General features: G+C 71.4%; 6 protein-coding genes. 5 read left to right on the top strand and 1 reads right to left on the bottom strand.

Annotated features, from left to right (window positions below):
• Positions 1-61 precede the first annotated feature (61 nt).
• Positions 62-466 carry a hypothetical protein gene (locus ACQEVG_RS17485; RefSeq protein ID WP_432984148.1) on the bottom strand — a complete coding sequence of 135 codons (405 nt, stop codon included), beginning with the start codon at positions 464-466 and terminating at the stop codon, positions 62-64.
• A 1,509-nt stretch (positions 467-1,975) separates the two neighbouring features.
• Between ACQEVG_RS17485 and ACQEVG_RS17480 the strand changes: the two genes are divergently transcribed.
• The 5 genes from ACQEVG_RS17480 to ACQEVG_RS17460 all read left to right on the top strand — a co-directional run bounded on the left by ACQEVG_RS17480 (position 1,976) and on the right by ACQEVG_RS17460 (position 12,910).
• On the top strand, positions 1,976-3,751 hold the full coding sequence (locus ACQEVG_RS17480; RefSeq protein ID WP_432984145.1) for a hypothetical protein: 1,776 nt from the start codon (positions 1,976-1,978) through the stop codon (positions 3,749-3,751).
• Positions 3,752-3,841: 90 nt separating this feature from the next.
• Complete coding sequence (locus ACQEVG_RS17475) at positions 3,842-4,792, top strand: AAA family ATPase (protein ID WP_432984142.1); 951 nt, start codon at positions 3,842-3,844, stop codon at positions 4,790-4,792.
• A complete protein-coding gene (locus tag ACQEVG_RS17470) occupies positions 4,789-5,997 on the top strand; it encodes a DUF58 domain-containing protein (RefSeq protein WP_432984139.1) in 1,209 nt (402 codons plus the stop codon). Before ACQEVG_RS17475 ends, ACQEVG_RS17470 begins: the two co-directional genes overlap by 4 nt.
• Positions 5,994-8,360 carry a transglutaminaseTgpA domain-containing protein gene (locus ACQEVG_RS17465; protein ID WP_432984136.1) on the top strand — a complete coding sequence of 789 codons (2,367 nt, stop codon included), beginning with the start codon at positions 5,994-5,996 and terminating at the stop codon, positions 8,358-8,360. Before ACQEVG_RS17470 ends, ACQEVG_RS17465 begins: the two co-directional genes overlap by 4 nt.
• Positions 8,357-12,910 carry a hypothetical protein gene (locus tag ACQEVG_RS17460; RefSeq protein ID WP_432984133.1) on the top strand — a complete coding sequence of 1,518 codons (4,554 nt, stop codon included), beginning with the start codon at positions 8,357-8,359 and terminating at the stop codon, positions 12,908-12,910. Before ACQEVG_RS17465 ends, ACQEVG_RS17460 begins: the two co-directional genes overlap by 4 nt.
• The last annotated feature ends 55 nt before the right edge of the window (positions 12,911-12,965 follow it).

The raw sequence follows: 12,965 nt of genomic DNA, 5'->3' as shown, positions 1-12,965 counted from the left end.
GACGAACAAAAGAGCCAGGGCGGCCCTAGGCGCGGCCATCGAAGACCCCTCCGATTCCATCTCAGGAGTTCGGGCCGCCGGTACCGACATCGCGTCCTGCGGTCGAGCCACCGCTGCCGTGGATACGCAAACTTCCCCCGATCGCGACGGCGCCCGCGTTGGTGACGGTGATCTGTGTCGCCGCCTTGGTCAAGCCGGGGGTCGCGTTGACCAGCTCGGCGAGCGCACGGGCGAACGACTCGTCCTCCCTGAGCAGGTCGTCGAGATGGCCTTCCACAGCGGCCTGACGCCGAGTATCGCCAGGCGCCACGCCCAGACGATTCAGCGCACCCTCCGCCTGGGAGTCACTGCGGAACCGGTTGGCGACGGCGCTCCAAACGGCACGGAGCCGGCCGGTAATTGCTTCGTCGGCGACGTTGCCCACCAACCCAGCGAGGTGCTCCGCATATCTGACCAGCAGAGGCATGACCGCGGCGACAGTAATCGGATCCATCCTGAGCCCTCCCCCTCCGCGCGGTTGCACGCGGATGGACATAGCTTGCCAGTCCGGACAACTCCCCCTCGGGCATTCACGGCAAGTGACAGACTCGCTGCCGTTTGTGCTCACGCGCTTCCAGGCAATCTTCCGTGGTGCCCACGGGCTGCAGCGCCGGATCATCGCTCGCACGCCGCACGGTGAGAGCCACGGCGCGAGGCCGAACCTGGCCTCGGCTGCCCGTCTTTGGGAGCATTGCCCCTCACGGCGGCGACCAGGACAACAGGGATCGAAGGGGACGTTCATGGTGGCGGCGGAGTTGGCTGCGCTGGCTGCGGCCGGTGGCACGGCGGGTGGCGGCTGCAGGGACGGACGCGTGGGCCGCGTTGCGGCGGGCCGTGGCCCGGTGGTTCGGCCGCGGGGACGATGGGCGGGAGCAGGCCGAGTTGGAGCGCCTCGACCGGACGGCGGCCGCGCTTCAGGCGGGCGGCTCCGGTGAGGTGGAGCGGGTGAGGATCCATGCTCGCCACGCACGGGGCCCTAATCCGCTGGCGGGCGGCGGCCGGCACCCAGGCCGGCAGGCCGGAAGACTGACGGAGCAAAGAGCCCCCGGCGCGCCTCGCACCCGGCGCAGGAGGATCCGGTCTCCACCGTCCGTCGTATCGAACATTCGCTTGATGAAGTCACTCGATCGAGTGCACTGACATGAAAGGCAACCTGTCGGCGAACCGCCGCTTGTTAGCTGGGAAATGCTCCCGCCGGTCACCTCAGGGCCCCGGTGACGGGCGACTTGCCCCAAACCGCCGACGAGAATCGGAGTGTGCGCAACGGATGGCAGGGGGTCAGCTACTTCGTCGGCGTGGTGCGCATGGATGGCGTCGGCGCCGTCCCGTCGTCGTCCTGGTCCTGGCCGGTGTCGTGGTCACGTCCTCGGCCATTGTCTTCGGCCGACCGGAGGACAGAGTGCTGCCGCGGCTGGACGGTGGTGCCGTGTGGCTCGCGAGCACCGGACCGGGTCTGCTGACGCAGGTGAACGGGATCGCGGCGCTTCCTCAGTACCAGCTGCCCGTACGGTCGTTGCGGGGGCAGCGGAATGTGTCCGTTGTCGAGTCGGGCGACCCCGTCGGCAGCGGTGAACCGTCCGGATCCGGTGTCCACGCGTCAACCGCATCGGCTCCGGGGCGCAGGGTCGTCGTCACCGATCCCGGACACAACGCGTACTCCGTCGTGGACCCTGTCAGTCTTCGAGTGAACGGACCGTTCGCCACCAGTCACAACTGCACTCAGTGGCCAGTGGGTACAGGGCTGTACTGCGTGAATTCCAGGAGCGGCGAGCTCACCCGGTTACACACCGAAACCCCCTCCCGGCATGGCGACGTCCTACGCCTCGGCGCGCCCATCGGACAGCTGGCAGCGGATGGAGAAGGGATCCTGTGGGCCGCCGTCCCCTCGGCCGGTGCGGTAGTGGCGGTAAGAGACCGCTCGGCCAAGGAACGCACCTTGGTCGGCGACGCCGGGGACCACATCCTGCTCAGCACCGTGAGGGGACAGGTGCTGGCCGTCGACGCCGAGAGGGGCTATTTCGTCCCGGTGTCCGGAAGCGGAGCCGGCTCGCGCATCCCTCTCCCCGACGTCGTGTCACGGGAGGATCCGGTCATCGGCGTGGGCGCGTCCTCCTCGTCCGCCCGACACCTGGTGGTACTGCTGTCGTCCGGCACGGTGCTGGCCATCGACCCGCACACCGGCCATCAGGTCGCCGGCGTCAAGGCGGCGGCAGGGGGCAAGGGCGGATTCCACGGCCCGCTCGTGGAGTCGGGCGACCGGGTCTATCTCCCCGACAGCGGCCGCGTCCATGTCGTCGACATCTCCTCAGGCACTCGCCTCGCGCCGATCGTCGTGACCCGCGACCCCGCCGAACTCCAGTTGTTCGAGCGCGAGGGGTCGGTCTGGATCCATGACCCCCAGGGCCCTGAAGGAGTGGTCGTCCGGCAGGGAAAGACACGGTTTTTCCGCAAGTACGATCCGGCCGTGCCGCCCTCGGCGAGCCCCGGTCCCGCCGTGCCCGCGCACACCCCGCATCCGAAGCCGACGGATGCGACCAGCCCCCCGCCTTCCACACGTCCGTCGTCGGCCGGCTCCACCGCGCCAGGAGAGTCCCCGGCCTCCGACGGGACCAGCAGGTCTCCGGCCCCTGGCAGCAGCGGACACGCCCCGGCGCCCGGCAGCACCGGACCGGGCCGAACCGGGGGGCCGGGCCCGAGCCACAGTGGGCCCGGCACGGGCTCCGGGAAGCCCTCGCCATCGGCGAGCAGCGGCCCGTCGCAGCCGGTGGTGCCGTCCGGCGAGCCCCCGGGGCAGGGCAAGCCCGAACTGCTGGCCACCATCCCCGCCGTCGGCCTGCCCCGGTTCCGCCCGGGCGGCACCATTCTGGCGCTGAGTGACGAACTCTGGGACGTGACCGACCCGGCTCGGCACAGGCGGATCGCCACGCTGCCGCTCCCCGAGCAGCAGCAGTTCCACAGCGCTGTGTTCACACCGGACGGGGCGGTCGCTCTCGTACTCAGCGCCTTCCACCTCATGTCGTTCGACGTTCACGATCCCTCGTCTCCACAGCTGTTGGTCGACCACAGCTCGACGCGCCACAGCAGCGATCTCGCCATATCCCCCGACGGGCGGATGATGGCGTCCGGCTTCGCCAACATCCTGGGGACGGGCGGCTCCATCCTGCTGTGGGACATCACCGACCCCACCGCTCCCCGGTTCATCACCGCCAACGGCCTCCAGGAGACCAGCGTCGTATGGAAGACGTCCTTCAGCGCGGACAGCACCCTCCTCGCCGCCCAGGTGGGCACCGGTACAGCGATCATCGACGTCTCCGATCCCCAACATCCCCGCCAGGTCAGCCTGCTTCAGGGCCTCAAGGGCGCCACGTTCGCACCCCGCGACCGGATCCTCGTCGGCAACGACCCGGCCAAGGGCGCGGTACTGATCGACCTCACCGACCCGGGGAACCCGGAGACGGTCGCACCACTGCCAGGCGTGACGAACTCCCACTGGGCCGCCTTCAGCCAGGACGGCGGGCTGCTGGCCCTCGTGGGTGACCACGGCAGCACCGGCTCGCCCGCAGTGACACTGTGGAACGTCACACGGCCCGACCGCCCCAGACTGCTGCACCGCATCCCCGCCGGCCAACAGACCACGCTCGCGTTCAGTCCGACCGGAACGATCCTCGCCGTGACCGGCGAGAGCACCACCGCACTGTGGCGCATCCCCTGAGAACGAAACCGCACCACCATTGCCCTGACCGAACGACCCAGCGGAAAGCACGTGACCGTGTCTCAGTTCCCCATGGAACCCCAAAGCGGCGTGAGCCACCTCGCGGAGGGATTCCACAGCCTGCTGAAAAACGTCGAGCAGGTACTCACCGGCAAGACGCACGCCGTCCGCCTTGCCCTCACAGCGCTGCTCTCCGAGGGCCATTTGCTGATCGAGGACGTCCCGGGCGTGGGCAAGACCTCACTCGCCCGTGCCATCGCGGCCTCGATCGGAGGCGAGTGCAGCCGCATCCAGTTCACGCCGGACCTGCTGCCCTCGGACATCACCGGGGTGAGCTTTCCTCCCGGGCTGGAAGCCGCCCGGCAGGGGGACTTTCAATTCTTCGCCGGCCCGGTCTTCGCCAATGTCGTCATCTGCGACGAAGTGAACCGGGCATCTCCCAAGACGCAGTCGGCACTACTGGAGGTCATGGAGGAAGGACAGGTGACCGTGGCCGGAAAATCACATCCGGTTCCGCGCCCCTTCATGGTGATGGCGACCCAGAACCCCGTGGATTTCGACGGCACTTACGCGCTGCCCGAGGCTCAACTCGACCGTTTCATGATGAGAATGCGCATCGGGTACCCCAGTGAGGAAACGGAGCTGGGGCTGCTCAGGAACGAAGGCCGCACCGTCGCGCCCGAAGCCCTCAGCCCGGTCATGGATGTCAGGCAGGTCCGGCGCCTCGCCGACTTGGGTCGCCGGGTCGTCGTGAGCGACCATGTGCACCGCTACATCGTCTCCATCGTGGCCGCCACCCGAGTCCCCAACGGGGATATCCGGCTCGGCGCCAGCCCCCGCGCCGCGCTCGCGCTACTGCGCGCCGCACGCGTATGGGCGGCCTCCGACCAGCGCCACTTCGTCGTACCCGAGGACGTGAAGGCGCTGGCCGGCCCCGTGCTGGCGCACCGACTGCTGCTCAACGAGGAGACGGACAGCGCCCCGTCCGGCCCCGACACCATGGTCGCCGAAGTCCTCGACCGGGTGAAGGTACCCCGTTGATCACGCGGACCGGCATCGCCGTCCTCATCACCTCGGGCCTGCTGCTGGTGGCGTCCGCGCTGCTGGCGTCCCCCGCTCTCGCCCTGCCCGCCGCCGCCGGATTCCTGGCCCTCGGCGCCGGCCGGGCCGGGGTCGCCCGCCGAGTCCGGCTGGGGGCGACGGTGCGGGTGCGCACGCGGTCGGTGGTGCGTGGACAGAACGTGGGTCTCACCATCGGCATCGAGCGGGAGGGGCGGCTGCCGCTGTTCGCCGAGTTGCACCTGATCTCCCAGAACCCGGACCGGCCGGCCGAGTCGCACGTACTGCCACGCCCGGCAGCGGGATCCATCACGCTGACGGCCGAACTGTCCGTGCACCGGCGCGGGGTGTTCCGTGCGGGGCCCCTGATCGTGCGACAACAGGACCCCCTCGGCCTCTTCCGGAAGGACACGAGGGTGGCCGACGGCCGGACCGTCCAGGTGAACCCCGCGCTCGTATCGGTGGCGGTACGGGCCGCTTCCCGCACGGCCACCGCAACCGGCACCGGACGGCGGGCCACGCCCACACTCGCCGGCGATTTCTTCGCCCTGCGCGAGTACACCCCTGGCGACGATCCACGCCACATTCACTGGCTCAGCAGCGTCCGCACCGGACAGCTGCTGATCCGCAGGTCGAGCGAACCTGCTCTGCCCAGCCTGCACGTACTGCTCGACCTGGATGCCTCGGCGTACGACGGGGAGGAGTCCTTCGAGCACGCCGTCGACCTGACGGCCTCCCTGCTCGTCGGCGCACTCCGCGCAGGGGCGGCCGGACACCTGTGGCAGCGCGAGGCAGGTGCCCGCCTTCGGCGAGTGGAGCACACCGGCGTACCGCAGGTGCTGACCGCCCTGTCCCGGGTCCGGCCCCGAACAGACCCGGACGGTGGTTCCGGTGACGTAGCGACCGCCACCCGCGCCGAAGCAGGACGGGCGTGCGTCCTCTCCAAGGACTCGTGCTTCACCGTGGTCACCGGTGCGGCCCGGCCCGCTCCCCCGGCATTGCCCCGTCACCTTCTCGGCCCCGGTTCACGGGTCGTCGTCATACGCCTGTCTCCCCACGGCGCCGGAAGGTACCCGGCTGGCCCGCCCGCCGGGCGGGCCAGCGTTCACCAGGCCGCCGACGCCGTTCACGCGGCGGCCTTGTGGGCCACGGCCGCACAACGGGCGAGCAGGGGAGGGCGCCCATGACGGGGGTCCTCGCGCCGGTGACACAGCGGCCTGCGGCGGGCAGGGCGAAGACGCGGGACGGGCACCAGATCGCCGCGCCACTGTTCGCCGGGGCCGCGGCCTGGAGTGCCGGACTGGCCTTCCACCGGGCGTTCGGCCTCCAGCCCCTCCTGCTGCCGCTCACCGTCGCCGCGCTGACACCGGCGTTGTGCACCGCGGCCCTGGCATGGCGGCGCAGCAGACCGCCGGTGGAACGGACGCTGTCGGCTTCGGTCGCGCTGGGCGTGTTTGGCTGCGCGATCGTCCTCTTCGGTGGTGCCGAGGATCTCACCGCCCTGTGGCCGGCCCTGCGTGCCACGGGCGGAGCGGCCCTGGACGGATGGGCACGACTGCTGAGCACCGGACTGCCGGCACCCGACGATCCGGTCCTGCTCACGTTTCCCTTTCTGACCACATGGCTGGCATCGGCGGTGGGTTCGGAGGCCGCCCTACGCGTACGGGTGCGAGCCGTCGCCTGCCTCCCCGCGACGGTCTTGATGGTCACCGCCGTGGCCTGCTGCGTGCCGGGCGAGGCGTCGGTCCTGCCACAGGCCCTCGCCTTCACCGCGTCCCTGGGGCTCCTGCTCGGACAGCGTCCGGCGGTGCGGCGACTGCCGGTCCGTGCCGGGAACCTGCTCCAACGGCCGACCGCCATCCGCCTGAGCGGCGCCACCGCAGCGGCCTGGATCGCGGTACTGGCCGCCGTCGCCGCGGGCGTGACGCAGTCGATGCCATGGCTACACGGAGACAACGGATATGACGTCCGGGACCGGTTCAGGGCTCCTGTGCACGCCGCTCCCGCCGTCGACCCGCTCGCACAGCTTCCACGCTGGCAGCGATCGCCCCGTCAACACCTCTTCACCGTGACCGGCGGCGCGCCCGACCGCTGGCGTCTGTGCACGCTGACTCTCTTCAACGGCGAACGCTGGTCGCTTGACGGCGCCTTCGTCCCCACGGGCGGCAGCATCCCCTCCGGCGGGCCATCCCTCGCCCCGTCCCACCGGACATGGCACAACCGCGTCGTGGTGAACGGACTCGACGGGAGCTTCCTGCCGGTCCCGGCGCGACCCTTCCGCGTCACCGGCCCGGCCCTGGCCGCCAACCCGCAGGACGGCACCGTGATGACCGTGGATCACCTCGGACCAGGCACCGCCTACACGGTCGATTCGACGCCCCCGGCCCGCCCGCCGCAGTTCCGGCTCCCGGCGCTGCGCGCCGGATCCACCCGTCCCGCGGCGCTCGACGTACCGCCCGGATCACCCACGGCACTCCAGGAGTTCACCCGCGGCGTCACCACCGGCACGCATGCCCCGTACGCTCGTGCGACCGCGATCGCCACCCGGCTGCGCACCTCGTACACGCACCTTCCCGGTTCCCCGGGCCTGCCCTCGTACGGCGGAATCGCACGATTCCTTCAGGACAAGCAGGGACCGCCGGCGCTGTTCGCCACCGTCTTCGCCCTTGCCGCACGCTCTTCAGGACTGCCCGCGCGACTCGTGGTCGGCTTCACACCGCGCGCAGCCGGAACCGACGCCCCTCATCAGGTCAGGGGCGGCGACGCGAGGGTCTGGAACGAGGTGTACTTCGCGGACGCGGGCTGGGTGCCCTTCGACCCCGTACCGCCTGCCGGCCGCGCCCGGAACTCCGCTGCGGAGCCGCCTCCTTCCTCGGCAAAACCCCGGCCGTCGCAGGCATCGCAGAACGCCTCCCCAAGCCCCGCCAACCCGCCGAAGTCCGTACGGCCCGTCCCGCGAGCCCTGCCGAGCACGCACCTCCGTGATGTCGGTGCACTGATCGCGGTGCTGTGCAGCCTGCTAGCGGCGGCGCTGTACGGAGCACGGGCCCTGCGGCTGGTCGTGCTGCCCGCGGTGCGCTCCCGGCGTGCCCGGCGGGTCGGCCCACCCGCCGAACGGGCGCGCGGCGCCTGGCGGTCCGCCGTGGATTGCCTCGGTGACACCGGCGTCCGTATCGGGCCATCGGCGGACGTCACCCAGATATCCCGGCTCATGGCAGAAACCGCGGGGCCCGACGCCGTGGTTTCGACCGTCGCCCTCGCGCGTACCGCCAACCGGGCGCTGTACGACGAGCCGGATTCCGGGGAAAACGACGGCGGCCGACCGTACCTGGCGGAGGAGGACGCCGACCGTGCCTGGGACCGCAGCGACCAGGTCTGCGCCGCGTTGAGGCGCCGGGCCGGACGGCTCGGTGGCCGGATGTGGCTTCTCGTACTCCCCCGGCCGCTGCTCGTGCGATGGCGGCGGTCCCGTATCGGCCGACTGTCGGCCCCTGCGTTGAGCGACGACGCGACTCTCCGGCAGACACCGGCCGGAAGGGCAACGGGATGACAACGCCAGTGGTGTTCCCTCCCGCCGCACTCGCCGCGCCCGGCGCCGCCGCGGTCCTGGTGGCGACCGGCCACACCAGCGACCCCGAACGGTTTCCCCCGGTGCCTGCGGCCAGGCACTCCGCCGAGGATCTCGCCGGGCTGCTGGCCGATCGATGTGCCATGCCCCCCGAGCGCATCACGACCGTGGTGGACCCGCCGGGGCCCGAGGACATCATCGGCGCCGTGCGGGCAGGCCTGAACAGCTCCCCCGACCTGTTGTTCCTCTACTTCGTCGGCCACGCGGACGTCGGTGTGGACAACGAACTGCGGCTGACCACCGGCAGGACCGGGCTGCAGGGAGCAGCCGCGAAGTACGCCTCCCTCGACTTCCGTGACCTTCTCGAGGAGATCTCCTCCGCCTCCCCCCGGCCACGCTCTCTGGTGGCGATTCTCGACTGCTGCTACTCCGGTCGTGCCCTCTCCGCGGACCTCGGCCCCCTGCGCCACAACTGCCTGCTGGTTTCCGCCGCCCATGACGAGCAGGCGCTCGCGCCGGTGGGCGACCGGCACACCGCGATGACGGGCGGCCTCATCCGGTTGCTGCAACACGGTGCGGCCGACCTGCCCGCCGAACTCACCCTGCAGGTCGTCGCATCCCACCTCGCCCGGAACCTGACGCCGGTGCCGATGATGCAGTCGCGGGGCAGCGCCGGACTGCTGGTGCTGGCCCGCAACGCCCACCCGGACGCTGCCGAGGTGAGCACGGCCGTAGAGACACAGCACGGCCGGGACACCGGCGAATGCCCCTATCCCGGGCTGTCGCCCTTCGACGAACACAACGCCCGCTGGTTCCACGGCCGCGCCCGGCTGACCAGCCGTCTGGCGGTCTCGCTGACCGCTCCTTTCGGGCCGCCGCTGCCGTTGATGCTGGTCGGGGCATCGGGCTCCGGGAAGTCGTCGCTCATCCACGCGGGCGTGCTGGCCGATCTGGCGCAGGGACGCACAGTGGCCGAGAGCCGGCGACGGCAACGGATCGTGCTCACGCCGACGGACCGGCCGGTCGACGCACTGGCCCGAGCCCTCGCCGACTTCGCCGGCCGGCCCCCCGAAGACCTCCGTACCGAAATCGCCAAAGACCCGGCGGCCATCACCGCTCTCGTGCGGCAGATGGCCGCGGCCGGTGGCAGGGAAGCCGCAAAGGGCACGACCACCGGACCGGTGATCGTGGTCGACCAGTTCGAGGAGGCCTTCGCCCTGTGCGAAGACCCCTTGGAGCGTTCGGCGTTCATCGACGCTCTGTGCGCGGCGGCCCGCGCCACAGTCCCCCGGCCCGGGGGCGAATCGGAACCTCTCGCGGCACACGTGCTCCTGGCGGTGCGCGCCGACTTCTTCGGGGCCCTGGCCGCCCACGGGCAACTCCTGAAGGCTCTGCAGGACCATCAGATCGTCGTCGGGCCGCTCGCGCACGACGAGGTGCGGGAGGCGGTCCTCGGCCCGGCGCACGCCGAGGGCCTGGCGGTCGAGGACGGATTGCCCGAACTCATCCTGAGCGAGCTCGGAGCGCAGGTGCCGGCCACCTCGAGCGGTGCGGCGGCCGAACCGGGCTACGAGGCCAGTGTTCTGCCGCACCTGGCGCAGGCGCTCCGGGCGAGTTGGGAGCGGCGTACGGGTGGCGTTCTCACCCGGGCCGCCTACGAGACGTCCGGAGGAATCCGGTGGGCCATCGCCGCAGCGGCGGACGATGCCTATCACCAACTGGACCTCGCCGACCGGCGAACCGCCAGGCTGCTGCTGACCCGGCTGATCCAGTCGGTCGAGGGCCGTCCCCCGACACGCCGCCGCATCGCACGCGACCAGCTCCTCAGGGAGCTCGGCGCGCCGCGGGACGCCGAGAGGATCCTGGACCTGCTCCACCATGCCCGTTTGGTGGCCGTCGACGTCGATCCGGCCCGCGGCCGGGAGACGGTCCAGCTCATCCACGAGGCGCTGTTGCTGGCCTGGCCCTCCATGCGCGAGTGGCTGGAGGAGGACCGTGAGTGGATCGCCCGCCGCCACCAGATCATCCAGGCCGCCCATGCCTGGCACGACTCCGGGAACGACCCCCAGAGGCTCTACGCGGGGCGCGCCCTCGACGACGCCTGCGCGGAGGCCGAGGCCCGGCCCGAGGACGATCTCGGCGGCCTGGGATGGCGCTTCCTGCGCGCCTCCCAGCAGCAGGAACGGACATCGCTCCTGGCCCGTGTCCGTACCGACCGTGTGCAGCGGCTGCTCGGCGCGGCGCTGGCATTGCTGCTCCTCGCGGCGATGCCGGCCGGGTTGCTTCTCTACCGGCAGGAACGTGCGGCGGACACGCACCACGACGAAGACCTGTCCCGCCGCTTGGCGGCGCGGTCGGACGCCGTCCGGAGCAACGATCCGGTACTCGCGGGCCGGCTCGCCGTGGCCGCCTTCCGCAGCGCCCCGACCGACCAGGCCCTGGCAGGTCTCTACGCGAGTGTGTCCGCCCCCGCCCCTGCACCCGAGTCCGACGGTGACACGACCGTCCTGCCCATCAGCAGAACCCTGGCCTTCCACCCCCGCAGGCCCGAACTGGCCGTGCAGGGACGGCACGACGAACTGTGGCTGTGGGACACCGCGCGGCACCGGCTCGGCGCGACACTCGACGTCCCTCGAGGAGACTGGCTCGACTCGCTGGCCTACAGCCCCGACGGTGACCTGCTCGTGGGCGTGGGAGAGGAGGGCGTCATGCTGGCGTGGCGGACAGGGCCCGGCCCGCCACGGCGGACCCCGGTGGTCATCTCCGGTGCGGTGGGGGCCGATGTGGTCGAGGCTGATCTCACGTTCCGCCCGGACGGGAGGACGCTCGCGGCCGCCACCGTCGTCAGCGGATCCTTCCCCTCCACGCCCGCGTCGAGCAGCACGCGCCTGTGGAACATCTCCGCGGAGGGCTCACTCACACCGGGCAGCACCCTCACAGGGGCGTACGCCGTTTTCAGCCCCGTCGGATCCGTCATGGCGTCGCGCCACGACGACGGCGGCCTGATCCTCGGCGGGCAGACCACCGGCGGGAGTACGACCTTGCGCAAGCCGCTGTCCGCCGCCCACCGGCCGGAGCCGTCGGGACTGCCCCTGGCATTCAGCCGGGACGGCCGGTTGCTGGCCGAGGGCAGGGCCGGAGGCCGAGTGGCCCTGTGGGACGTGGACCCCGGCAACCCCGCCCCCCGAGCGATCTCCCCCGCAGCCGGATTTCCCCTCGCGACAGGCACCGTGCAGGCTGTGGACTTCTCCCCGGACGGCGGAACCCTCGCGGTGGCGGCCGACACGGTGGGGCTGTGGGGCATCCGCCGGCCCGAACGGCCGGAGCCGGTCGGCACACTGCCGCAGGAGGTCATGCCCCCGCCGGTGGCTCTCCCGGTCCCGGCCCGCACGGCCGTCTTCAGCCGGACCACCGGTCTGCTGGCCATCACGGGCAAGTCCACCCGGCTGTGGGACGTCCACGGCCTGCTCCGTCCCGGGCTGGCAGCCACGGTGCTCATGCCCGGATCCGCTCCGTCCGTCCTGGCCCTGGCGCCCGACGCGCAGTCACTGGCCGTCGGGTTACGGGACGGCAGGATCCGCCGGTACTCCCTCCCCCCGAGCGAGAGGCGCATCCGAGGGGAGGGAGAACTGCCGGCCGGCTCCGGCGGACAGGCCGTCAGCTTCCTGGCGTATCGCCAGGACGGCCACGCACTGGTGGCCGGACGCGGTCACACCACCGAGCTCTGGCAGCCTTCCGGCTCGGGTGCCCTTCCCCGCCGTCCCGCGTCGTTCGTGGAGGGAACCGCCGCGGCCTACGCCCCACTGTCCGACATGCTGCTGTCGACCGACGACAAAGGGCCTGCGCTGTGGGACTTGACCCGTCAGCCGAAGCCGCGTCGACTGCCGGGTCTGGAGCTCGAACAGGGCCCGGCCGCCGGGGCACAGGCGCTCAGCGCCAAGGGCAACCGAGTCTTCGTGCAGAATGCCGATTCCGCCGCCCTGTACGGAATCACCAAGGCCGAAGGCGCGAAGAAAACTGCCCTTCCCGTTCCCGCATGGGAGTCGTCGACCCCGTACCAACGGTTCGACGCCCTGCCACGCGCCGCACTCAACGCCGAGGGGAGCCTGCTCGCCACGGCGGCCGGACGCTCGCTCACGACGTACCGCCTCGGCGGGGACGACGGTCCCTCCAGCAGCACGGCACTGCCGGACACGGTCAGGGCCCTGGCCTTCAACCCGGACGGGACCTTGCTGGCGACGGGGGACGACAACGGTCGTGTATGGCTGTGGCGAACCGACCATGACGGCGTGCTGTTTCCGTTGATCGACTTCCCCGGGGGCGGCAGCCCCGTCACCACCCTGGAACTCGGTGCCAAGGACACGCTCGTAGCCGGCTTCGAGGACGGAACGGTCATCGTCTCGCGGCTCGATCCCGCTGTCGTCATCCAGCGCCTGTGCTCGGCGCCGAGCACCGAGGCAGTGGCGGCCGCCTGGCCCCGGTACTCGGACGACGTACCGCTCGAGGAGGTCTGTCCGTCCGGCGACGAATGACCCCCCGCAGTGCTCTCAGCCGTTCCCCGCCTCAACCACCAGCCACACCCGGCCG

Origin of the sequence: Streptomyces sp. CA-135486 (assembly GCF_050936555.1) — a bacterium.
Lineage (GTDB): Bacteria > Actinomycetota > Actinomycetes > Streptomycetales > Streptomycetaceae > Streptomyces.
This window is presented reverse-complemented; position numbering and strand designations above follow the sequence as displayed.

Excerpts from the sequence above, each read along its gene's own strand:
- ACQEVG_RS17485 (WP_432984148.1), bottom strand. The coding sequence starts at position 466 with ATGCCTCTGCTGGTCAGATATGCGGAGCACCTCGCTGGGTTGGTGGGC.
- ACQEVG_RS17465 (WP_432984136.1), top strand. The coding sequence starts at position 5,994 with ATGACGGGGGTCCTCGCGCCGGTGACACAGCGGCCTGCGGCGGGCAGG.
- ACQEVG_RS17460 (WP_432984133.1), top strand. The coding sequence starts at position 8,357 with ATGACAACGCCAGTGGTGTTCCCTCCCGCCGCACTCGCCGCGCCCGGC.